The organism is Sphingomonas sp. ASY06-1R (assembly GCF_052180265.1).
In the GTDB taxonomy this organism is placed as follows: Bacteria; Pseudomonadota; Alphaproteobacteria; order Sphingomonadales; family Sphingomonadaceae; genus Sphingomonas_I.
In genome coordinates this window covers 1,563,561-1,583,585 of record NZ_CP197464.1, presented here as the reverse complement: position 1 = coordinate 1,583,585, position 20,025 = coordinate 1,563,561, and the positions used below count along the sequence as shown (strand labels likewise).

The window sequence follows — 20,025 nt, the reverse complement described above, 5'->3', positions numbered from 1 at the left end:
TAGCATCACTTGCCATCACGCCGATGCAGGAGACGGATGCGTTTGACCATCATCGCTCGCGGTCAGGCCGCGCCCGCCATTGCCGCGGCCCTGGCGATTGCGACCAGGCGCTGTGTCCGGCTGAGGGCGGCCTAGCCGTGCCATTCACGCCGTTCCATCTCGGCCCGGGCGCCTTGTTCAAGGCGATCGGCGGCGACCGTTTCAGCTTCCTGATCTTCGGCGGCGCGCAAGTGTTGATGGACGTGGAGCCGCTGGTGCGGATCTTGCGCCATGACGCGATATTGCACGGCCTCAGCCACACGATCGCAGGCGCTTTCGTGGTTGCGGGCGCGTCCGTTCTCCTGGGCGTACCCGTCACCAATATGTTGATACGACAATTCACCACCGCTCCGCCGATCACATGGGCGGTCGGCGCGATCAGCGCGCTGGTCGGTACATTTTCGCATATCCTGCTGGACGCGATCATGCATGCCGACATGAACCCGCTGTGGCCATTCGCTTACGGCAATGCGCTTCTGGGCCTGATCTCCGTCGGCACGCTGCACCTGGTTTGCGTTGCATGCGGCGGCATCGGTGCGATCGCGATCGCCGTACGGGCGCTGCACCGCTCCTGACATTAGCAGCCGCGGATCAGTCGCCCGACGGCTGCTTGTGTCCAAGGTCGCCTTGCCCGACGGTCGCGCTGGCCATTTCCAACATGCGGTCGAGCGGACGCTTGGCGGCAAGACGGGTTTCCTCGTCCATTTCGATCCGGGGGTTCAGATCGCGCAGCGCCAGATACAGCTTCTCGATCGAGTTCATCGCCATATAGGGGCACATATTGCAGTTGCAGTTACCATCCGCGCCGGGCGCGCCGATGAATGTCTTGTGCGGCGCCGCCTTCTCCATCTGATGAATGATGTGTGGCTCGGTGGCGACGATGATCGTCCGGGCCGGCGAGCTCAGCGCAAACTCCAGGATCGCCCGGGTCGATCCGACCAGGTCGGCATGATCCAGAATGTAAGCGGGGCATTCCGGATGGGCCGCGACCGGCGCATCGGGATATTGCACCTTCAGCTTGAGCAATTCGGTTTCGCTAAACGCCTCATGCACGATGCAGGCGCCCGGCCACAGCAGCATGTCGCGGCCGGTGATGCGGTTGAAATAGGCACCCAGGTTTTTGTCCGGCGCAAAGATGATCTTCTGATCCATCGGCAACTGCGACAGGATCTTCTCGGCAGAGGACGACGTCACGATGATGTCGGAATGCGCCTTCACCGCAGCCGAGCAATTTATGTAGGTCAGCGCGATATGATCGGGATGCGCGGCGCGGAAGCGTGCGAACTGTTCCGGCGGGCAGGAATCTTCCAGGCTGCAGCCGGCGGCCATGTCCGGCAGCACCACGGTTTTGTGAGGCGAGAGGATCTTGGCGACTTCCGCCATGAACCGGACACCGCAGAAAGCGATGACATCGGCATCCGTCTCGGCGGCCTTTCGGGAGAGATCGAGGCTGTCGCCGACGAAATCGGCCAGATCCTGGATCTCCGGCACCTGATAATAATGCGCCAGAATGACGGCATTCTTTTCTTTGCGGAGCCGATCGATCTCGGCACGCAAGTCCAGACCGGCGAGGCTTTGAGTAGGAGCGTTCATAACCCCCAAATAAGAAGTGCCGACCCGTTTGTCGAACGGGTGGATCATAACCGCTCCATGCTGTTAGGAGCGAGGAAACAGGGGAGACGAATTGCATATGGCACGGATATTCGCGGGCGCAGTGGCAATCCTGCTGGCAGGCAGCGCATCGGCAGCCCCGCTGGCGACGATCGATCGCCACGGAAGCATCGTTTCGATTGAGCCCTATGCGGCGAACATCGTGCGCGTGACGATCGCCCGGGACCATGACCATGCCGACGCTGCACCCGGATATGGCGTGACCGCGAAAAGCGACGCCACCGGATGGACCCACAATAACGATGCCTCGGGCGATGTTTTCGCGTCGGGCGCGATCAACGTCGCGGTGGATGCGCAGCCCTGGCCAAAAGCGCCAACCCAGATGGAGCGCTATTTCGCACCTTCCCTCCCTCCCGTCTCTTTGACGGTGAAGGCAGCCGACGGCCAACCGATCGTCACCATGAAGGGCTGGGACATGGTCCCGCATGAAGTGGCCGGCGAGCAGACCTTCAAGGTCGGCGCCAGCTTCTCCATCACGCCTGACGAGCATTTCTACGGCCTGGGCCAGAACCAGGAAGGCACGCTCGACCTCAAGGGCCGCACGATCGATTGCCGCCATTATTACGATGCGCCGGCCGGCGAACAGGTCTGCGTACCGGTTCTGGTCAGCTCCAACAATTATATGATCGTCTGGGACAACCCCTCGACGACGACCGTTTCGGTGGCCATCAACAGCGCCACCCATTTCCAGTCGAATGTGGGCGAACGGGTTTCGTTCTTCGTCATCACCGGCGCCAATAGCGACGATCTCTATAAGGGCTATCGGCTGCTCACGGGCGTGACACCCTTGCCCCCCAAGGCGGCGTTCGGGCTGATCCAGTCGAAAGCGCGCTTCGAGACGCAGAACGAATTGCTGGGCATCGCAAAAGGCTATCGCGATCGGGGCTATCCACTCGACGTGATGGTGCTCGACTGGTTCTACTGGACGCGCATGGGCCAGCTGGACATTGATCGCACCTTCTTCCCCGATCCCGGCGCCATGAACCGGCAGCTGCACGATTGGGGCATGCACAGCATCATCTCCGTATGGCCGCGCTTCGAGACGGCGAGCCGCTATTTCGATCTGCTCGCGGCCAAGGGATGGCTGCTCAAGGACAAGGACGGCAAGCCGGTCGACGGCCTTGCCGTGCGCACGGATCGCGCCGGCGCCCTGCTCGACAGCACCAATCCCGACGCGCGCGCCTGGTTCTGGAGCAAGATCCGCGACAATATCGCGAGCCAGGGCTTCGATTGGTTCTGGCTGGACGAGACGGAGCCCGATCTGGTGCCCGACGGCTATTTCTATTCGATCGGCTCAGGCGACCGGTATCACAATCTCTTTCCGCTCCTCCACACGGGCGGCGTTGCTGAGGGCTCGGCGCACGATCGGCCGCAATTCCGCAACCTGATCCTCGCCCGCGCAGCCTATCTGGGGACACAGGCGAACGGCGCGATCTTCTGGACGTCGGATGTCCAGTCGACCTGGGAAGCGCTGAAGCGGCAGGTGCCCGCCAATCTCGGAATGGCGGCGAGCGGCATCGCTTATACCAGCAGCGACACCGGTGGCTGGCAGTGGCCGAACGGCCCCAAGGCGCAACATCCCGTATTGGTCGATCCCGCTGGCGCGACCGCGATGGCGCCGTCCTACACCGACTATCCGGAATTGTTCGTTCGCTGGTTCCAGCTCAACACCTTCACACCGACGCTGCGCATCCACGGCCAGCGTCCGGCAGCGGCGATCTGGGAATATGGCAAGGCGGCGGAACCGATCCTCGCCGATTATCTCCGCCTCCGCTATCAGCTGATGCCCTACCTCTACGCGCTGGGTCATGGCACCTATCAGACCGGTGCGCCGTTCATGCGCGCGCTGTTCATGGATTTCCCCAAAGACCCGGTCGCGGCAACCGTGGGCGATCAATATATGTTCGGCCCGGCCTTCCTGGTCGCGCCCGTTACCGATCAGGGCGCCACGACGCGCAAGGTCTACCTGCCCGCAGGAAGCGACTGGTATGATTGGTGGACCAACCGCAAGATTGCCGGCGGCCAGTGGATCGACGCGGCCGCGCCGATCGAGCGGATGCCGCTGTTCGTGCGCGCCGGATCGATCGTGCCGCTGGGTGCACCGATCCAGAACACATCGACGCGCCAGCCGCTATCGGAAATCCGGGTCTTTCCGGGCCGGGATGCGAGCTTCGCTTTGTATGATGACGATGGCGTGACCAACCAATATCAGAAGGGCGGCGGCAAGACCGCGACCTTGCGCTGGGACGAAAGCGCCGGTCGGCTTTCGGCCACCGGCGCGCTGCCCAGCGGTCAATCCCCGGCGGCACTGGTAAAGGTCATCCGCCCGCAATGATCTGCGTGCTTGGACTGTCGGGTAGTCTGCGGCGCCACAGCTTCAACAGCGGCCTCCTCCGCGCCGCCGCGGAGGAGATGCCGGAGGACGCCCGGCTGGAGATGGGGTCGATCGCCGATGTCCCGCTCTACGATGGCGATGTGGAGGCGGAGGGCATTCCGCCGGCGGTGCTGCGTTTGAAAGAGCAAGCGGCGGCGGCCGATGGCCTGCTGCTCGTCACGCCCGAATATAACAATGGCATACCCGGCGTGTTCAAGAATGCGATCGACTGGATGAGCCGCCCGTCCAGCGACATTGCGCGCCTGTTCGGCGGCAAGGCGATCGGCGTGATCGGCACCTCGCCGGGACGCTTCGGCACGCTGTCGGCGCAAACCGCCTGGTTGCCGGTATTGCGCACGCTGGAGGCGGATCACTGGAGCGGGGGTCGGCTGATCGTTTCCGAAGCGGGCAAATTGTTCGATCCGTCGTCGGGTGATCTGGTCGATGGATCAACCAGGGCGCGACTGAGGAAATATCTGGGCGGGTTCGTGGCGCATATTCGTCGCGGCTAAAGCGCCGCGCCTGTAAATGGGGGAAAAATGCGGGGATTGCTGATCATAACCACGTTGCTCGGTGCGGTTGCCGCCACCGCGCAGACCCCGCCTCGCACGCTATCCGATATCGGCCTGGTCGGGTCTGAATGCGCGCGTTACGATGCCGCGACCGACCGTTACGTCGTGTCGAACATCAATGGCGCAGCGCCTGGTTTCGTCTCCGTCGTCACGCCCGATGGCCAGGTGGAGAAGCTCCACTGGATCGACGGGCTGATCGACCCCTTCGGTATCTTCGTCGCAGGGGAGCGGCTGTATGCAGCGGACGGGGATACGGTCCGGATCTATGATCGCCGCACCGGCGCCCCAGCGTCCAGTGTCGTCGTTCCGGGCGCGCAGCGGCTGAACGATCTCGCCGTCAGCAAGGACGGAACGATCTACGTGACCGATTCCGGCAAAGCGGATCAGCCCGGCGCGATTTACCGCATTTCGCGCAACGGCAAGGTCGTGCAATGGGCGCCCCGCAACGACGCGATGGAACGGCCCAACGGCATTGCCGTGACGTCCGATGGCATGATTGTCCACGGCGGCCGCGGCGTGAACCTTGTGTTCCGCAATGCCGCCGGGAAGATCGTGCGCGAGCGCAGCCTGCCCGCCGGCCGGATCGACGGCATCGTCGCGATGGACGATGGCGGCTTGCTGGTTGCCAGCCAGGATGGCCATGTCGTCTATCATGTGGGCGCCAACAATGGCGCGATCACAGTGGTTGCGAAGGATATCGAGGTGCCGGCGGCGATTGGCTACGACAGCAAGCGCCACCGGTTGATCGTGCCGCAAATTCGCGCCGCATCGCTCACCTTGGTCGATCTGCCGCCCCGCTAGACGTCGCTCTGGAATTTCGCGACCACGGTGGCGTCGATCCCCGCGGCCTTGAGCGGCATTGCGAAGCTGCGTTCGATCGCGTTGCGGGCCGCATCGCGCGCCAGCTTCATCGGCAGCGCATCGCGCGCCTGCCGCACGAGTTCGGTTTGGCCGGCCGCCTTGTTGGCAGCGTCCAGCCGCGTCTCGATATCGGTCAGCGCCATCAGCACCCCGCCCTCGCCATAGCTTTGGACATGGCGCAGATCGACCTCGGGCGCCGATACCTTCAGCGGCGGCAGGATCACCGTCAGCGTCCGCGTCGCCGCATCCCAGCGGAGGTCGCGCTGCTGCAGCGCGGCCAGGTCGAGTTCGTAGCGTACCATGCCGGGCATGATCAGCGTCTGCTTGGCGGTCAGGCCGAAGCGATGCTGTTCGGATGTCACGACCGCCACGAAGCGCGCCGCGAACGGCACCAGCACCGCCTGCTCGCGCACCGCCTGCAGGCTCGCCGCAGCGACGGTCACCGGATCGGGGTTGAGTTCCTTGCGCAGCTTCCAGCCGAGAGCAAAGATGATGCCGGCGGCAATCACCACAACCAGCAATAAGGCACCCAGAAATTTGGCGACGGGCCGGATCATGCGGCGATCGCCCAATTGTCCCCGTCGCGCCACACGCGGTCGCGCGCTTCCAGATCGATGAGATGGGCCAGAACGCTGCGGCCGGCGGCACCATGCAGTCGCGGATCGATGCCGCGATACATGCTCTGCACCATCAGCGGGATCGGCTGCGCTTCCTGCTCCAGCAGATCCAAGATCTGGCGTTCGCGCTGGCGGCGATGCGCCGCGACCGCGCGTACGAAACGCTGCGGCTCCTTCACCGGATCGCCATGCGCCGGATAATAGACGCGGTCGGTCCGGCGCAGCAGCTTGTCGAGGCTCGCCATATAATCGGCCATGTCGCCATCGGGCGGCGACACGACCGTGGTCGACCAGCCCATCACATGGTCGCCCGAGAACAGCGCGCCGCTTTCCCGCAGCGCCAGGCACAGATGATTGGAGGTATGGCCCGGGGTCGCGACCGCCTCCAGCGTCCAGCCGGGGCCGGACACGGTCTCGCCGTCCGCCAGCACACGATCCGGCCGATAGTCCGCGTCAAACGCCGCGTCGGCGCGTGGCCCGTCATCGTCCATCGTCAGCGGCGCGCAGCCGATGATCGGCGCGCCGGTCATCGCCTGGAGCGGCCGGCTCGCGGGGCTGTGATCGCGATGCGTATGCGTGCACAGGATCGCCGTGATCCGCTCGCCCGCCGTCGCGGCGAGGATCGCGGCGACATGCTCGGGCAAGTCGGGGCCAGGATCGATCACCGCCACCTCGCCGCGCCCGACGATGTAAGTCTCCGTGCCGGTATGCGTGAACGCCGAAGGATTGGGCGCCAGCAAACGGCGCACCAATGGCTCCAGCGTGACCGGCACGGCCGTCATGTCGCGCGTCGTCACTGGGCTGCGGAGACGCCCTGCTCCTGCATCAGCTGGCTCAGCTCGCCGCTCTCGTACATCTCCATCATGATGTCCGATCCGCCGATGAATTCGCCCTTCACGTAGAGCTGCGGAATGGTCGGCCAGTCCGAATATTCCTTGATGCCCTGTCGGATCCCCTGATCCTGCAGCACGTCGACGGTCGTGTAGGCGACCTTCAGATGTTCCAGGATCGCGATCGCGCGGCTGGAAAAACCGCATTGCGGGAACAGCGCCGTGCCCTTCATGAACAGGACCACGTCATTGCCTTTGACGGCAGTATCGATGCGGGAGCGTGCGTCTTCGGTCATAACCAAATACTCTATCAGGGAGTTGCAGTTGTAAGCTGAAGGGCATGCAACACGCCCCCCATATTGCCGCCGAGCGCGTCATAGACGCGGCGCTGCTGCGCAACCCGCGTCTGCCCCCGGAAGCTTTCCGATACGACGCGCGCGGCATAATGATCGCCATCGCCGGCGAGATCGGTGATCTCCACCTGCGCGTCGGGGATCGCCGCGCGGATCATCGTTTCAATATCTTCCGCCGCCATCGGCATTAGTGTTCGATCCCCATCAGCTGGCGCCGCGCCTCGATCGTCGCGTCGTGCAGCGCGCTGCGCACGCGGCTTTCGTCGGTTTCGACATTGGCCGAAAGCAGGTCGCCCATCAGCTTGCGGATGACGTCTTCATCGCCCGCTTCTTCGAAATCCGCCTGCACCACGGCCTTGGCATAGGCATCGGTTTCCTCGGGCGTGAGCCCCATCAGGCCGGCTGCCCATGTGCCGACCAGCCGGTTGCGGCGGGCGGTGACGCGGAACGCCATCTCCTCGTCGCGCGCGAACTTCGTCTCGAACGCGCGTTCCCGGTCATCAAATGTGCTCATTCCAGCAGGCTCCCTTGTTCCGGGAGAAGATAGGGGCGGTGAAGGAAGCGCGCAACCAAGCGCTCAAAAGGGAAGTGTCAGACGCAATCGCATGTCGCTGTAGCGTTTCCGAAAATAGACGTCGTCCTCCGCATCCCCGATCTTCCTAGGGTCTGCCTTCAGCGCAATCGTCGCATTGCCGATCTTCGTCTCGGCGCGGACCGGCTTTTGCCCATATCGATCGTCGTCCGCCGGGCGCAGTCGATAGCGCTCGTCCAGATCGCCGCGGCCGCAGACAATCACTTCATCCTCGCGTGCACGGCTGTCGCAACCGTCCGCAGGTGGATGCAAATAGATATGTGGAGATACCGTCGTCTCCGCTGTTGCGGATGACGCCGGATCGATCATCACCGCAAGAACATATGCCAGCATCGCCATCGGCCGCTCCGCAGGAGTTGAAGCCAAGCTCTCATGCGATTGCGGCCTTTTTTAGCATGGCCTCAACCGTCGCGTTTCAAACCATCGTGTTCGATCCGACGATAGAAACAGCTGCGTTCCCCCGTATGACAGGCCGGCCCCGCCGGATCGACCTTCAGCCAGACCGAATCCTGATCGCAATCGATGCGAATTTCAGCGACCCGCATGACGTGGCCGGATGTTTCACCCTTCTTCCACATCGATTTGCGCGAGCGGGACCAGAACCAGGCTTCACCGCTCTCGATCGTGCGCTCTAGCGCTTCTTGATTCATATGGGCGACCATCAACACCTCGCCGCTATTCCGGTCGGTCAGGACCGCGGTGATCAGGCCGGCCGCATCCCAGCGCGGGGTCAGCAGGCTGCCTTGTTCGACATCTTCCGCCATTTCTTCCCTCGTGTGGACCGGGTTAAATCCGAAAATATCGTCACTAACCTGTAATAGGGGCGACATTCCCGATCGGCGCTCCTATATGGGCGGCAACAGCGTGAATAGGGCTGAGATGCTCACCACCAATCCTTTCGATGACGACAAGCTGCGTGAAGAATGCGGCGTCTTTGGCGTTTATGACGCAGAATCGGCGGCGGCAGTCGTCGCCCTAGGGCTGCATGCGCTTCAGCATCGCGGCCAGGAGGCGGCTGGCATCACCAGCTGGGACGGGCATCTGTTCCACAGCCACCGTGCCATGGGTCATGTCGCCGGAAATTTTGACAGCGATCAGACCATCCGGGCGTTGCCGGGGCGGGTTGCGTGCGGCCACGTCCGTTATTCGACCACCGGCGAAACCGCGTTGCGCAACGTCCAGCCGCTCTTCGCGGAATTGGCCGGCGGCGGCTTTGCGATCGCGCATAACGGCAATCTGTCCAATGCCGTGCATCTGCGCAATGAATTGGTGCGGCGCGGCTCGATCTTCCAGTCGACCAGCGATACCGAAACGATCATCCATCTCGTCGCGACGTCCACCTATCCGACGATGATCGATCGCTTCATCGATGCGCTGCGCCGGATCGAAGGCGCCTATTCGCTGATCTGCATGACGCGCGAGGGCATGATCGCCTGCCGCGATCCGCTCGGCATTCGCCCCCTCGTCATGGGCAAGCTCGGCGATTCGACGATCTTCGCTTCGGAAACCGTCGCGCTCGATGTGTGCGGCGCCGAATTCGTGCGGGAGATCGAACCCGGTGAGATCGTGATCGTATCCGACACGCTGGTGCGTTCGATCCGTCCCTTTGCGAAGGTCGCGCCGCGCCCGTGCGTGTTCGAGCATGTCTATTTCTCACGTCCCGATTCCGTGGTCGATGGCCAGTCGGTCTATTCGGTACGCAAGGCTATCGGTGCGGAGCTCGCGCGCGAGACCCCGGTCGAAGCCGATTATGTGATCCCGGTTCCCGATTCCGGCGTGCCGGCCGCGATCGGCTATGCGCAGGAATCCGGCATACCGTTCGAGCTCGGCATCATCCGCTCGCATTATGTCGGCCGCACCTTCATCCAGCCGGCGGACAATATCCGCCATCTGGGTGTGAAGCTGAAACATAACGCCAATCGCGCCCTGCTGCAGGGCAAGCGCATCGTTCTGGTCGACGATTCGATCGTACGCGGCACCACCAGCATGAAGATCGTGCAGATGATGCGCGATGCGGGTGCGACGGAAGTCCATATGCGGATCGCTTCGCCGCCGACGCGCCATAGCTGTTTCTATGGCGTCGACACGCCCGAGCGCGCCAAATTGCTGGCGGCGCGCATGACGGTCGAGGAAATGGCGAAATATATCAACGCCGACAGCCTCGCCTTCGTATCGGTCGATGGTCTCTATCGGGCGTTGGGGGAACAGGGCCGCCAGCCCGGTCGGCCGAGCCGCTGCGACGCCTGTTTCACCGGCGAATATCCGACGCCGCTGACCGATCATGAAGAGATTCCGGATCAGTTCGCGATGCTGGAGCCGGTTCCCGCCTGACTTCGGGACATGACATCGCCAGGGAGGCTTTCCTCAGCCCGGCGATGCGGTAAGGCGCGCGCATGACCGAGCTTCCTTTTTCCGATCGTATCGCCCTCGTCACCGGCGCAAGCCGTGGCATTGGTGCGGCTACCGCCCGTTCGCTTGCCGCAAAGGGCGCGCACGTCATTCTGGTCGCGCGCACGGTGGGCGGACTGGAGGCGACCGAAGATGCCATCCATTCTGCGGGCGGGACCGCCACCATTGCCCCGCTGGATCTCGCTGATGGCGATTCGATCGGTCGGCTTGCCGAAGCTATCGGCCAGCGTTGGGGCAAGCTCGACATGCTGGTGCTGAATGCGGCCCTGCTCGGCACGCTCACGCCCGTCCCCTCGATCGATGCCAAGGAATTTTCAAGGCTGCTCACGCTCAACGTCGGCGCAAACCAGGCGTTGATCGCGGCGTTCGATCCGTGGCTGCGGCAAAGCACCGCGCCGCGCCTCGTGGCACTCACCTCCAGCGTCGGCGCCCAGCCGCGCGCCTATTGGGGCGGCTATGGCGCGTCCAAGGCGGCGCTGGAAACGCTGGTACTGACCTATGGTGACGAAATGGCTGGCCTGGGTGATTTACGCGTGGCCATCGTCGATCCCGGCGCCACCGCCACCGCCATGCGGACCGACGCGTTTCCGGGCGAGGATCCCGCGACGCTCAAACAGCCGGGCGTGGTCGGCGATGCGATTGCTGATCTGCTCGCGTCGGACTTCCCGTCCGGCCATCGCCTCAGGGTTGCGGAGCCGGGCTCGGCGTAGCGCTTCCGCGCCGTGACAGCAGCAGGGTCCGCAGAAACGTGCCCCGATCTTCCTCGGGCAATTGCTTCACGACGTTGATCAGCCGGTCATTATTATGCGCGCGCAATTGCGCCTGTGCCGCATCTTCCTGGCGCAGCGCGGCCGCAACTTTGTCGACATCGATCGTCGGCGCCATGATCGCAGTCGTCAGCTGATCATGCGCGGCGCGGACCTGCCTGGTAAGGCCCTGCCGTTGCGGATCCGGGGTCGTCTGCGCCTTTGCCAGGGCGGCATTGCCCGCCTCCGACACGCCCGGGAATCGCGTGGGCGCCGGTGCCTGCGCAGCCAGTGGCGATACGGCGCAGCAGATCAGCGAGGCGGAACACAGGATGCGCGTCATGTGGGAAGCTCCAAGGTTTGGCCGACATAATAAGGCTGCAGGTCTGAACACAATCTTGATCCCTCTGCCGATCTGAACCAAGCGGGATATATGAGCGCCCTTCCCTACCGTCCCGCTGCCGGCATCATGCTTTTGAATCCGGAGGATAAGGTCTGGGTGGGCCTGCGAATCGATAATGTCGCGGAAGCCTGGCAGATGCCGCAAGGCGGTCTCGACCCAGGCGAAGATGCCGAACAAGGCGCACTGCGTGAGCTTGAAGAGGAAACCGGGATTGGCCCGAACCTGGTGGAGGTCGTCGCCCGCGGATCGCGCGAATTCGATTATGATCTCCCGCCCGAGCTTGTCGGAAAGCTGTGGAAGGGGCGGTATCGCGGCCAGCGGCAGACCTGGTTCCTGATGCGCTTCATCGGCCGCGACGAAGATATCACCTTGGATACGCCGCATCCGGAATTTCGAGCGTGGAAATGGGCGGATCCGCGCGACCTGCCGGACATGATCGTGCCGTTCAAGAAACAGCTTTATCGCGACGTTCTCGCCGAATTCACGCCCCTCCTGACCAGGCTCGGATGAGGCCCTTATGGTACGCCGTCACCACGCTTTGCTGATCCCGCTCATGGCGCTCGGCACCCCCGCCCTGGCGGAGGCGGCAACCGGCCTGGCGGCAAGGCCGATTGCGCCGGCCGACACGATCGCGGCGATGCTCGCCGCGGCCTATCGTACGGGGGACGATGCAACGATCAAGGCGGTGGTCGGCGTCGCCAAGGCGACGTTCCCGGACGATATCGCCGAGATTGATCGCCTGTCCGCCGGCAACGCCGCGGTCCTCGCATCCTCCCGGCGGGACGAACAGCTGGCGGAACAGGCGCGGATCGCCGCCGCCACCTTCTTCGAAATCTGGAAGGGCGAGCTGGAGGCAGGCGCGAGCCGCTCGACCGGCAGCTCGAAGGTCTTCGGCTTCTATGCATCGGCCAAACTGAGCCGTGACGGTTTGCGCTGGCGCCAGACCTTCGCCGGGCGGATCGATTATCAGCGTACCGATGGCGAGACGACAACCGATCGCATGCTGTTCGCGTACCAGCCCAACTATAAATGGAATGACGACCTCTATTCCTACGGGCTCGTCCAATATGAGCGGGACCGCTCGCTCGGCTATGCCAATCGCGAAACGATCGGCGCGGGTCTCGGCATCACCGCCTACAAAAGTACCGCCGGAACGCTGAATCTGGAAGGCGGGCCGGCGGTCCGCGAAACCGACTTCATCGGGCAAGCGGCTCGCACGACGCTCGCCGCCCGCGCCTCACTGGCGGCGCGCTTCTCGCTCAGCCCGACCCTCAGCTTCAGCCAGGACGCCTCGGTCTTTCTGGAATCGGGCGATACGACCGCCACCTCGACGACGGCGATCGACACCCGGCTGATCGGCCGGCTCAAGGCGCGGCTGTCCTACAATGTGCAATATGAGCAGGACAATCTCGGCAGCCGCAACTCCCTCGATACGATCGGCCGCGCTACCCTGGTCTATTCCTTCTGATGTCCGCCGTCGTCCGCATCGCGCGCACCAAGGATATCGACGCGCTTTATGAAATGGCGAAACTGACGGGGGGAGGTTTCACGAATCTTCCCGCCGATCGCGATGCGTTGGCCGCCAAGCTGGCCCGCTCCGACGAAGCCATCGAGAATGACGAGGACATGCCGGGCGACCATCTTTACGTCCTAATGATGGAGGATCTGGAAAGCGGTCGCGTCGCCGGCACCGCGCAGATCATGGCACGGGTGGGCGAAAGCCAGCCTTTCTATTCCTATCGTTTGGGCGCCGTCTCGCAGCAGTCGATCGAGCTCGGCCGGATCTTCCGCGCCGATATGCTGACCCTGGTCACCGATCTCGAGGGATCGTCGGAGGTTGGCGGTCTGTTCCTGCATCCGCGCTACCGCGCTGGCGGGCTTGGGATGCTGCTCGCGCGCAGCCGCTACCTGTTCATTCGTCGTCACCGTGCCCGCTTTGCCGATCGATTATTGGCCGAGTTGCGCGGCGTGATTGACGAAGCCGGCAATGCACCCTTCTGGGATGGGTTGGCTGGCCGGTTCTTCGGCATGACCTTCCGGGAGGCCGACGCCTTCAACGCCGTGCGCGGCAACCAGTTCATCGCCGATCTGATGCCCAAACATCCCATCTACCAGGCGATGCTGACGGAAAGCGCCCGCGCCGTGATCGGCGTGCCGCACCCGACCGGCCGTGCGGCCATGCGGATGCTGGAGGACGAAGGCTTCACCGCAGAGGGCTATATCGACATCTTCGATGGCGGCCCGACGATGACGGCGCCGACCGATCAGGTGCGCACGGTGCGCACCGCCGCGGAAGCGGCAGTGACGGGCATCGACGCCGAAGGGGGCCAGCGTGCCATCCTGTCCGCCGGCCGGCTTGGCCAGTTCCGCGCCACGCTGGGCGAAGTGTCGCTCGACGATGGGGTCGCGATCGATCCCGCCAGCGCGGCCGCGCTCGGCGTCGCGATCGGCGATTCCATCCTTCACGCCGCGCGCTGACCATGATGCTTGAGATCAACTTCGACGGAATAGTTGGTCCCAGCCATAATTATGCCGGGCTAAGCCCTGGCAATCTCGCCGCCAGCGCCAATGCCGGCCGTGCGTCTTTCCCACGCGCGGCGGCGCTGGAGGGCATTGCGAAGATGCGGGCCAATCTGGCGTTGGGATTGTGCCAGGGCGTGTTCCTGCCGCACGCTCGCCCGGATCATGCCTGGCTGACCAGCCTGGCAACCGACGCGCAAACGGCGCCAGCTTGGCTTCGGGCCGCGGCCCTGTCCGCATCGCCGATGTGGGCCGCCAATGCGGCGACCATCTCACCCGCGCCCGATACCGCCGATGGCCGATGTCACCTGACCGTGGCCAATCTGGTGACGATGCCGCACCGCAGCCATGAATGGCCGCAAACGCTGGCGCAGCTGCGGCTGGCCTTCGCCCATCCTGCGTTCAAGGTCCATGGCCCGGTCCTCCCGCCTTTTGGCGATGAAGGTGCGGCCAACCATATGCGCCTGTCACCGGCGCCTACGGCTCCGGGGATCGAGATTTTCGTCCATGGTGTTGGTGGTGGCGGCTTTCCCGTCAGGCAGCATGCGGAGGCCGGGCGCGTCGTTGCACGCGCGCACGGATTGGATCCGGCGCGGACCCTGCACATCGCCCAGTCCGAAGCCGCGATCGCAGCCGGCGCCTTCCATAACGATGTGGTCGCGGTCGCCGATGGAATGACCCTGTTCGCGCACGAGCAGGCCTTCGCCGAAACCGCCGATTTTTATGCGGACCTCCGGCGTCTGTTACCCGAGCTGACGATTGTGGAGGTGCCGGCGGCGGAGGTGTCGCTGGAAGACGCGATTCGATCGTACCTCTTCAATGCCCAGCTGGTGACGCTTCCGCACGGCGGTCAGGCGCTCATCCTTCCTGCCGAGGCACGGGAAACGCCCGCCGTTTGGACCTGGCTGCAAAAAATGGTTGCGGGTAATGGCCCCATCCGCCGGCTTGAGCTCGTCGATGTGCGTCAATCCATGGCCAATGGCGGTGGCCCGGCGTGCCTGCGTCTGCGCGTGGTCGCGGATCCCAAGACAATCGATCCTCGCTTCATGGCGGATGACGCCACGCTGGATCGTATCACGCAGGTGATCGAACGGGATTGGCCGGAGCGCATTCTGCCGGAAGACCTCGCCGACCCGGCGCTCTGGACCCAATTCGAAACCGCCCGCACCGCGTTGCTCACGACCCTGATGGTGAACGAACTCGCCTGAGGATCAGAGGTCGGCAGCGTCCTTTTCCGATCCGCCGGCGTCCTCGCTCGACTGCCGCGGCTCCAGGCGGCTCTGCTCGACATATCGTTTCAGCCGCTCCGCTTCGGCCTGTGCGGCGACGCGCTCCGCTTTGGTCCGTCCATGCTGCGCGCGCGCTTGCGCGGCGGCCTGCTCGCTCTCGCGCCGCAGCTTGGCCTTGCGCATCTGGCGGAGGTTGATGACCTCTCCCGTCAAGCAGGCATCGCCATCGATATGACCCGGCGGGCGACCTTTGCCGCGACCGGGGTCTTTGCCAGAACCTCACCATCGATCGAGATCGACAAGGGGGGATCGGTCTCGATCCGGAACTGCCGACCGCGAAACTCCCGCACCGTGCCCTTCACCTGCCCGGGGCCGCCCAGGCTCATGCCCCAGCTCCACAGCAATTTCAGCGGCAGCCGTCCCTCGATAACCTGGATAACGATTTCGCCATCGTCGACCGCGGTCTCGACAAGTTCTGCGCCGCCGTGGAAACGTCCGTTGGCGATCCGCACCTCCAGCGCGTCCATCTTCGTCACCTGCTCCCCCTCGGTGATCGTCAGATGGAACGGCTTGAAACGCGCCATCTGGATCGCGGCCCAGGCAAGATAACCGGGCCGGCCCAGCCACTTTTTCAATCCGTGCGGCACCGACTCTGCGATGAGGGGCGATAATCCGATCGCGGCGCAATTGGCGAAATAATCGTCGTCGATCATGCCGAGATCGATTTGCTTGCGCTGGCCGTCCGTGATGACGCGGACCGCGCCTGGCACGTCCAAAGGAATATTCACGGTTCTGGCGAAGCTGTTCGCCGTGCCCAACGGCAACAGCGCAAAGACCGTATTCGTGCCGACCAGATAATCGACCGACGAGGAAATCGACCCGTCCCCTCCGCCGACGATGACCATCGGCGTCTTAGCTTCGACCGCCTTGCGCACCTCGTCCGACAGCTTCGACGGATCCTCTACCGCTTTGGAGATGGTCAGCTCGATGCCCCCTTCCCGCAGCAAGCGGCAGGCTTCGCGAAAGGCGTCCTGCCCCGTCCGCGACTTCGTATTGACGATCAGGGCGGCGGTGCGGGGGGGCTTGTTCACCCGTCCCTAACGTCCGCAAACCATTTCGGATGCGTCACTCTTTCGGCGAGATAGCCTTGGTGCATTTTTGCCGCCCGTTTTTGCATGCTGCCGAATCACTGTCGTCCGGGCGAATTAGGTTTAGGACTAGGCAATGACCCACTCTTCCTATCCTTCGCTCCGCCTGCGGCGCACCCGCTCCTCGCAATGGAGCCGCGCAATGGTGGCCGAAACGACGCTCTCACCCGCCAATCTCATCTGGCCGTTATTTGTGACGGAGGGCGTGGACCTCGAAGAACCGATAGCCACCCTTCCCGGCGTGTCCCGCTGGTCGGTCGACAATATCGTCGCACGCGCACGCGAGGCGGCGGATCTTGGCATACCGTGCGTCGCATTATTCCCGAACACACCGGCGCACCTGCGCAGCGAACGCGGCGAGGAAGCGACCAACGCGAACAATCTTATGTGCCGGGCGACGCGCGCCATTAGCGAGGCAGTGCCCAATATCGGTATTCTTACGGACGTCGCCCTGGATCCCTACACCGCCCATGGTCATGACGGCGTCGTCGATGCCCAGGGGCGGGTGCTGAATGACGAGACGATGGCGATCCTCGTCGAGCAGGCCCTCGTTCTTGCCCGTGCCGGGGCGAACATCATTGCCCCGTCCGACATGATGGATGGCCGGGTCGGCGCGATCCGCACCGCGCTGGAGGCGGAAGGTTTCCATGACGTGCAGATCATGGCCTATGCCGCCAAATATGCCTCCGCTTTCTACGGGCCGTTCCGCGATGCGGTCGGCTCGGGCGGCCTGCTCAAGGGCGACAAGCGCGGCTATCAGATGAATCCGGCCAATGCCGAAGAAGCGCTGCGGGAGGTCGCGCTGGATCTTGCCGAAGGCGCCGACACCGTGATGGTAAAGCCCGGCCTACCCTATCTCGACATCATCCGACGCGTGAAGGAGCGGTTCGAGGTGCCGGTCTTCGCCTATCAGGTGTCCGGCGAATATGCGATGATCGAGGCCGCGGCTGCGGCCGGTGCGGGCGATCGCGACGCGTTGGTGCTCGAAACTTTGCTGGCCTTCCGCCGCGCCGGCTGTTCGGGCGTGCTCACCTATCACGCGGCGCATGCCGCGCGGCTATTGAACGCATGATCGAAACCGCGCGGCTCCTCTTGCGCCCCTGGCGCAGCGCGGATCGCGCGGCTTACGCAGCTTTATGCTCTTCTCCTGCCGTCATGGCGCATCTGGGCGGCCCGATCGGCCCCGATCAGGCGGATGCTGCGATCGAGCGGGCCTGTGCGAAACAAGACCAGCACGGCTTCAGTTTCTGGGCGATGGAGCGTCGGGCCGACGGCGCCATGCTGGGATTTTGCGGGCCCAACGTCATCGCCTCCTCCTTGCCCGTGGATGGTGAGGTGGAGATTGGCTGGCGCCTCAGCGAACACGTCTGGGGTCAGGGTTATGCCCGCGAAGCGGCGCTTGCGACCTTGCGCTGGTGCTGGCGAGAGACGCCGCTCGCGCGGGTGATCGCCATGACGGTACCGGCGAATCATCGAAGTTGGGGTTTAATGGAGCGGATCGGCATGATGCGCGATCCGGAACGCGACTTCGGGCATCCGGCGTTTCCCGATGGGCATCCGCTCCACCGGCACATCGTCTACACGGTTGCGCGCCCGCGCTAGAGCGTGATGACTTTACACTGATCCGTTCATGCCGAGTAGCGACCGATTTGCCCGCAGGGCGTATCGAGGGCGCGTATCGAGGCATTGGTGGGTAGCTCTCGATACGCGCTCTCGACAAGCCTGTCCTGAGCGCCTGCCTCGCAGGCAGTCGAAGGGCTCGATCGCTACTCGAGACGAACGGGTCCTACCAAAGTCATCACGCGCTAGTTGAGCTTGGCCGACAATTCGCCGACGGCGCGGCTCTGCGCCTCGGCGATCTGCGCGATTTCGGCTGCAGCAGCATCGATTGCCTTGCGATTGCCCGGCGCGGCATTGGCGGGATCGTCGCGCAGCGCGTCCAGCGCGGCGGCAGCGTCGCGGGTGGCGGCCCGTGCCGAATCGAGCGACGTCAGCGCTTGCTGCGCGGCGATCCATGCATCGCTGCCGACGCCCGTGCCGGCGGCGCGGCTAATCGCCGTGGCAGCTCCAGCCTGATGCGCCGCGAAATCCTTCTGGCCCGTCTCCGCCGCCGCCACCAGCGACGCGATCCGCGCCGTCAGGGCGGCGTCGGCCGGATGTTCGGCCTCGCTGCCGTCCATCAGCGGCATGTCGATCGGCTGTTTCTCCACCGCCCGCGGCCCCAGCGACGGCGCGGATATCTGGCTCGCACAGCCCGGCAGAAGCAGCAGGGCCGACAGGAGCGGCGTAAGAATGATGGTGCGCACCGCCACGTCACTACTGATCCATTTGCATGGAAGCAACGCATGGGGTTGCGCCGTCCAGATCGCTCGACTAGGGGATGCGTCCGCAGGCGCCCGTAGCTCAGCTGGATAGAGCATCAGACTACGAATCTGAGGGTCGGACGTTCGAATCGTTCCGGGCGCGCCACTTTCCCCAGAGGAAAGAGAAGCGGATACAGGGGTGGCGAAAGCCGCCCCTTTTTTTGTCTGCGCTTGATCCTGTTTTGGCTGAAACGGCTCTCGCCACTGCGCGCATGGCTGTCGTGCTCGACGGCGATGCCCCCTGAAATCGACCATAGTTGGTGGCCGGAGGTCAGCCGGTCAGAGGCCGGAGACCGTGATGGCATCTTTGAACGGGACTTTCAGAACCACTTGGCGGTCCGCGCCCCGCACGAGGATGGCACATCCCAGGCAGAGGCGGCCGTCGGTGACCTCCGCCACCATGATCGATCGCGCAAATCGGATCGCAATCTCTTTTGCGGCGGCATCGTCCGCTAAGTCATGCCCTTCGATATCCTCTACGATGTCGCCGCACTCGTGCAGATCAAAGAAATATTGGGGCATGCCGCATCAATGCGTGGCGAACGCATTCTGTTGCGTCACTTCAACAGTTTTGTGTCTGGATTGTACAGTTTGCCGCAGCCGCCGCGCGTAATTTGACTTACATTAAGAAATTCGTGGCGGAATTCAGGCGTGCCCGCTCGTGGGCGCCAGCAGGCGCACGTCAATCCCCGCCGCGGCAAAGGCCCGCGGCCACCGCTGCTTCACCGGGGTTTCGAACAACAATTCCTCATTGGCTTCCACCGTCTGCCATCCATGCCGGCGTAACTCCTCGTCCAGCTGCTCCTCGCCCCAGCCAGCATAACCGAGCGCGATCAGCCACCGATCGGGCCCCTCCCCACCCGCAATCGCCCGCAACACATCAAGCGTGGTTGTCAGCGATAGCGTCGGGGAAACAATGAGCGTGTCCTCACCGCGCCAGTCGGGCGAGTGCAGCACGAACCCGCGCTGCGGATCGACCGGCCCGCCGAGATGGATCGGTGCGTCCGGGGCAGAGCCAGGCTCGATCTCCAGCTGCCGCAACAAGGCATGCAGCTTCAGCCCTGGCACCAGCTGGCCGATGCCGACCCCCATCGCCCCGTCCGGCTGATGCAGGCACATCGCGATCACCGCTTGCGCGAAGCGTGGATCGCCGATGCCGGGAAGTGCCAGCAGCAAATCGCCGGCGAGCGAGCTGAATCCTTCGGATGCCATCACATTGTTATAGTCATCGATCATCTTGGCTCCAACCGCTTCACCGGCCTTCCGGGTTCCCGATCCGGCTGATAGGAGACAGCAAA

Annotated in this window: 26 protein-coding genes and 1 tRNA gene; 13 read left to right on the top strand and 14 right to left on the bottom strand. The window is 63.9% G+C overall.

Features of this window, described 5'->3' with window-relative positions:
• The first annotated feature begins 137 nt into the window (after positions 1 to 137).
• Positions 138 to 614 carry a hypothetical protein gene (locus ACSBM8_RS07705; RefSeq protein WP_442681051.1) on the top strand — a complete coding sequence of 159 codons (477 nt, stop codon included), beginning with the start codon at positions 138 to 140 and terminating at the stop codon, positions 612 to 614.
• 16 nt (positions 615 to 630) lie between these two features.
• Here the strand turns inward: ACSBM8_RS07705 and nadA are convergent, their stop codons facing one another.
• Positions 631 to 1,632: a quinolinate synthase NadA gene (gene nadA / locus ACSBM8_RS07700; RefSeq protein ID WP_442681050.1), complete on the bottom strand. Its 1,002-nt coding sequence runs from the start codon at positions 1,630 to 1,632 to the stop codon at positions 631 to 633.
• Positions 1,633 to 1,729: 97 nt separating this feature from the next.
• On the opposite strand from nadA, the gene ACSBM8_RS07695 reads away from it, so the two are divergent.
• From ACSBM8_RS07695 to ACSBM8_RS07685, 3 genes are read left to right on the top strand one after another with little or no spacing between them, the layout of a single operon-like run.
• The gene (locus ACSBM8_RS07695; RefSeq protein ID WP_442681049.1) at positions 1,730 to 4,045 is read left to right on the top strand and encodes a glycoside hydrolase family 31 protein; all 2,316 of its coding nucleotides are present in this window, start codon (positions 1,730 to 1,732) and stop codon (positions 4,043 to 4,045) included.
• On the top strand, positions 4,042 to 4,596 hold the full coding sequence (locus tag ACSBM8_RS07690) for an NADPH-dependent FMN reductase (protein WP_442681048.1): 555 nt from the start codon (positions 4,042 to 4,044) through the stop codon (positions 4,594 to 4,596). Before ACSBM8_RS07695 ends, ACSBM8_RS07690 begins: the two co-directional genes overlap by 4 nt.
• Positions 4,597 to 4,623: 27 nt before the next feature.
• A complete protein-coding gene (locus ACSBM8_RS07685; RefSeq protein WP_442681047.1) occupies positions 4,624 to 5,457 on the top strand; it encodes an SMP-30/gluconolactonase/LRE family protein in 834 nt (277 codons plus the stop codon).
• Here the strand turns inward: ACSBM8_RS07685 and ACSBM8_RS07680 are convergent.
• From ACSBM8_RS07680 to hisI, 7 genes are all read right to left on the bottom strand, one after another.
• Complete coding sequence (locus ACSBM8_RS07680; RefSeq protein ID WP_442681046.1) at positions 5,454 to 6,074, bottom strand: DUF4230 domain-containing protein; 621 nt, start codon at positions 6,072 to 6,074, stop codon at positions 5,454 to 5,456. The two genes, ACSBM8_RS07685 and ACSBM8_RS07680, sit on opposite strands and share 4 nt — an antisense overlap.
• A complete protein-coding gene (locus tag ACSBM8_RS07675) occupies positions 6,071 to 6,916 on the bottom strand; it encodes an MBL fold metallo-hydrolase (RefSeq protein ID WP_442681522.1) in 846 nt (281 codons plus the stop codon). Before ACSBM8_RS07675 ends, ACSBM8_RS07680 begins: the two co-directional genes overlap by 4 nt.
• 11 nt (positions 6,917 to 6,927) lie before the next feature.
• A complete protein-coding gene (gene grxD / locus ACSBM8_RS07670; protein ID WP_442681045.1) occupies positions 6,928 to 7,260 on the bottom strand; it encodes a Grx4 family monothiol glutaredoxin in 333 nt (110 codons plus the stop codon).
• Positions 7,261 to 7,274: 14 nt separating this feature from the next.
• Positions 7,275 to 7,505, bottom strand: coding sequence for a BolA family protein (locus ACSBM8_RS07665; protein ID WP_442681044.1), 231 nt, complete (start codon positions 7,503 to 7,505; stop codon positions 7,275 to 7,277).
• On the bottom strand, positions 7,505 to 7,831 hold the full coding sequence (locus tag ACSBM8_RS07660; protein ID WP_442681043.1) for a DUF1476 domain-containing protein: 327 nt from the start codon (positions 7,829 to 7,831) through the stop codon (positions 7,505 to 7,507). Before ACSBM8_RS07660 ends, ACSBM8_RS07665 begins: the two co-directional genes overlap by 1 nt.
• Positions 7,832 to 7,894: 63 nt before the next feature.
• Positions 7,895 to 8,248, bottom strand: coding sequence for a hypothetical protein (locus ACSBM8_RS07655; protein ID WP_442681042.1), 354 nt, complete (start codon positions 8,246 to 8,248; stop codon positions 7,895 to 7,897).
• Between the two features lie 62 nt (positions 8,249 to 8,310).
• Positions 8,311 to 8,673, bottom strand: coding sequence for a phosphoribosyl-AMP cyclohydrolase (gene hisI, locus ACSBM8_RS07650; protein WP_442681041.1), 363 nt, complete (start codon positions 8,671 to 8,673; stop codon positions 8,311 to 8,313).
• A 115-nt stretch (positions 8,674 to 8,788) separates the two neighbouring features.
• Here hisI and purF point away from each other — a divergent pair, with 115 nt between their 5' ends.
• Complete coding sequence (gene purF / locus ACSBM8_RS07645; RefSeq protein ID WP_442681040.1) at positions 8,789 to 10,240, top strand: amidophosphoribosyltransferase; 1,452 nt, start codon at positions 8,789 to 8,791, stop codon at positions 10,238 to 10,240.
• Between the two features lie 62 nt (positions 10,241 to 10,302).
• Positions 10,303 to 11,028 (top strand): SDR family NAD(P)-dependent oxidoreductase, encoded by a 726-nt coding sequence (locus ACSBM8_RS07640; RefSeq protein WP_442681039.1) that lies wholly within the window; start codon positions 10,303 to 10,305, stop codon positions 11,026 to 11,028.
• Here ACSBM8_RS07640 and ACSBM8_RS07635 read toward each other — a convergent pair.
• A complete protein-coding gene (locus ACSBM8_RS07635; RefSeq protein ID WP_442681038.1) occupies positions 11,000 to 11,407 on the bottom strand; it encodes a hypothetical protein in 408 nt (135 codons plus the stop codon). The genes ACSBM8_RS07640 and ACSBM8_RS07635 overlap by 29 nt on opposite strands.
• A 90-nt stretch (positions 11,408 to 11,497) precedes the next feature.
• Between ACSBM8_RS07635 and ACSBM8_RS07630 the strand changes: the two genes are divergently transcribed.
• The 4 genes from ACSBM8_RS07630 to ACSBM8_RS07615 are packed head-to-tail and all read left to right on the top strand — an operon-like array spanning position 11,498 to position 15,195.
• Positions 11,498 to 11,977, top strand: a complete 480-nt coding sequence (locus ACSBM8_RS07630; RefSeq protein WP_442681037.1) for an RNA pyrophosphohydrolase — start codon at positions 11,498 to 11,500, stop codon at positions 11,975 to 11,977.
• 7 nt (positions 11,978 to 11,984) lie between these two features.
• Positions 11,985 to 12,935, top strand: a complete 951-nt coding sequence (locus tag ACSBM8_RS07625) for a DUF481 domain-containing protein (RefSeq protein ID WP_442681036.1) — start codon at positions 11,985 to 11,987, stop codon at positions 12,933 to 12,935.
• The gene (locus ACSBM8_RS07620; RefSeq protein ID WP_442681035.1) at positions 12,935 to 13,945 is read left to right on the top strand and encodes an arginine N-succinyltransferase; all 1,011 of its coding nucleotides are present in this window, start codon (positions 12,935 to 12,937) and stop codon (positions 13,943 to 13,945) included. Before ACSBM8_RS07625 ends, ACSBM8_RS07620 begins: the two co-directional genes overlap by 1 nt.
• A 2-nt stretch (positions 13,946 to 13,947) precedes the next feature.
• The gene (locus ACSBM8_RS07615; protein ID WP_442681034.1) at positions 13,948 to 15,195 is read left to right on the top strand and encodes an N-succinylarginine dihydrolase; all 1,248 of its coding nucleotides are present in this window, start codon (positions 13,948 to 13,950) and stop codon (positions 15,193 to 15,195) included.
• 3 nt (positions 15,196 to 15,198) lie between these two features.
• On the opposite strand, the gene ACSBM8_RS07610 is transcribed toward ACSBM8_RS07615, so the two are convergent.
• Both ACSBM8_RS07610 and ACSBM8_RS07605 read right to left on the bottom strand, forming a co-directional pair.
• Positions 15,199 to 15,429 carry a DUF4169 family protein gene (locus ACSBM8_RS07610; protein WP_442681033.1) on the bottom strand — a complete coding sequence of 77 codons (231 nt, stop codon included), beginning with the start codon at positions 15,427 to 15,429 and terminating at the stop codon, positions 15,199 to 15,201.
• Entirely contained in the window at positions 15,426 to 16,307 is an 882-nt protein-coding gene (locus tag ACSBM8_RS07605; protein ID WP_442681032.1) for a YegS/Rv2252/BmrU family lipid kinase, read from the bottom strand. Before ACSBM8_RS07605 ends, ACSBM8_RS07610 begins: the two co-directional genes overlap by 4 nt.
• Positions 16,308 to 16,440: 133 nt before the next feature.
• On the opposite strand from ACSBM8_RS07605, the gene hemB reads away from it, so the two are divergent.
• The gene (hemB, locus tag ACSBM8_RS07600) at positions 16,441 to 17,436 is read left to right on the top strand and encodes a porphobilinogen synthase (protein WP_442681031.1); all 996 of its coding nucleotides are present in this window, start codon (positions 16,441 to 16,443) and stop codon (positions 17,434 to 17,436) included.
• A complete protein-coding gene (locus ACSBM8_RS07595) occupies positions 17,433 to 17,966 on the top strand; it encodes a GNAT family N-acetyltransferase (protein ID WP_442681030.1) in 534 nt (177 codons plus the stop codon). Before hemB ends, ACSBM8_RS07595 begins: the two co-directional genes overlap by 4 nt.
• Positions 17,967 to 18,169: 203 nt before the next feature.
• Here the strand turns inward: ACSBM8_RS07595 and ACSBM8_RS07590 are convergent, their stop codons facing one another.
• The gene (locus ACSBM8_RS07590) at positions 18,170 to 18,676 is read right to left on the bottom strand and encodes a hypothetical protein (RefSeq protein ID WP_442681029.1); all 507 of its coding nucleotides are present in this window, start codon (positions 18,674 to 18,676) and stop codon (positions 18,170 to 18,172) included.
• An 80-nt stretch (positions 18,677 to 18,756) separates the two neighbouring features.
• On the opposite strand from ACSBM8_RS07590, the gene ACSBM8_RS07585 reads away from it, so the two are divergent.
• A tRNA-Arg gene (locus ACSBM8_RS07585) sits at positions 18,757 to 18,833 on the top strand.
• 173 nt (positions 18,834 to 19,006) lie between these two features.
• On the opposite strand, the gene ACSBM8_RS07580 is transcribed toward ACSBM8_RS07585, so the two are convergent.
• Positions 19,007 to 19,249, bottom strand: coding sequence for a DUF6894 family protein (locus tag ACSBM8_RS07580; protein ID WP_442681028.1), 243 nt, complete (start codon positions 19,247 to 19,249; stop codon positions 19,007 to 19,009).
• A 123-nt stretch (positions 19,250 to 19,372) separates the two neighbouring features.
• The gene (locus tag ACSBM8_RS07575) at positions 19,373 to 19,963 is read right to left on the bottom strand and encodes a YqgE/AlgH family protein (protein WP_442681027.1); all 591 of its coding nucleotides are present in this window, start codon (positions 19,961 to 19,963) and stop codon (positions 19,373 to 19,375) included.
• Between the last annotated feature and the right edge of the window lie 62 nt (positions 19,964 to 20,025).

Coding starts and splice junctions, on each gene's coding strand:
- nadA (WP_442681050.1), bottom strand. CDS start 1,632: ATGAACGCTCCTACTCAAAGCCTCGCCGGTCTGGACTTGCGTGCCGAG.
- ACSBM8_RS07695 (WP_442681049.1), top strand. CDS start 1,730: ATGGCACGGATATTCGCGGGCGCAGTGGCAATCCTGCTGGCAGGCAGC.
- ACSBM8_RS07690 (WP_442681048.1), top strand. CDS start 4,042: ATGATCTGCGTGCTTGGACTGTCGGGTAGTCTGCGGCGCCACAGCTTC.
- ACSBM8_RS07685 (WP_442681047.1), top strand. CDS start 4,624: ATGCGGGGATTGCTGATCATAACCACGTTGCTCGGTGCGGTTGCCGCC.
- ACSBM8_RS07680 (WP_442681046.1), bottom strand. CDS start 6,074: ATGATCCGGCCCGTCGCCAAATTTCTGGGTGCCTTATTGCTGGTTGTG.
- ACSBM8_RS07675 (WP_442681522.1), bottom strand. CDS start 6,916: ATGACGGCCGTGCCGGTCACGCTGGAGCCATTGGTGCGCCGTTTGCTG.
- grxD (WP_442681045.1), bottom strand. CDS start 7,260: ATGACCGAAGACGCACGCTCCCGCATCGATACTGCCGTCAAAGGCAAT.
- ACSBM8_RS07665 (WP_442681044.1), bottom strand. CDS start 7,505: ATGCCGATGGCGGCGGAAGATATTGAAACGATGATCCGCGCGGCGATC.
- ACSBM8_RS07660 (WP_442681043.1), bottom strand. CDS start 7,831: ATGAGCACATTTGATGACCGGGAACGCGCGTTCGAGACGAAGTTCGCG.
- ACSBM8_RS07655 (WP_442681042.1), bottom strand. CDS start 8,248: ATGGCGATGCTGGCATATGTTCTTGCGGTGATGATCGATCCGGCGTCA.
- hisI (WP_442681041.1), bottom strand. CDS start 8,673: ATGGCGGAAGATGTCGAACAAGGCAGCCTGCTGACCCCGCGCTGGGAT.
- purF (WP_442681040.1), top strand. CDS start 8,789: ATGCTCACCACCAATCCTTTCGATGACGACAAGCTGCGTGAAGAATGC.
- ACSBM8_RS07640 (WP_442681039.1), top strand. CDS start 10,303: ATGACCGAGCTTCCTTTTTCCGATCGTATCGCCCTCGTCACCGGCGCA.
- ACSBM8_RS07635 (WP_442681038.1), bottom strand. CDS start 11,407: ATGACGCGCATCCTGTGTTCCGCCTCGCTGATCTGCTGCGCCGTATCG.
- ACSBM8_RS07630 (WP_442681037.1), top strand. CDS start 11,498: ATGAGCGCCCTTCCCTACCGTCCCGCTGCCGGCATCATGCTTTTGAAT.
- ACSBM8_RS07625 (WP_442681036.1), top strand. CDS start 11,985: ATGGTACGCCGTCACCACGCTTTGCTGATCCCGCTCATGGCGCTCGGC.
- ACSBM8_RS07620 (WP_442681035.1), top strand. CDS start 12,935: ATGTCCGCCGTCGTCCGCATCGCGCGCACCAAGGATATCGACGCGCTT.
- ACSBM8_RS07615 (WP_442681034.1), top strand. CDS start 13,948: ATGATGCTTGAGATCAACTTCGACGGAATAGTTGGTCCCAGCCATAAT.
- hemB (WP_442681031.1), top strand. CDS start 16,441: ATGACCCACTCTTCCTATCCTTCGCTCCGCCTGCGGCGCACCCGCTCC.
- ACSBM8_RS07595 (WP_442681030.1), top strand. CDS start 17,433: ATGATCGAAACCGCGCGGCTCCTCTTGCGCCCCTGGCGCAGCGCGGAT.
- ACSBM8_RS07580 (WP_442681028.1), bottom strand. CDS start 19,249: ATGCCCCAATATTTCTTTGATCTGCACGAGTGCGGCGACATCGTAGAG.
- ACSBM8_RS07575 (WP_442681027.1), bottom strand. CDS start 19,963: ATGATCGATGACTATAACAATGTGATGGCATCCGAAGGATTCAGCTCG.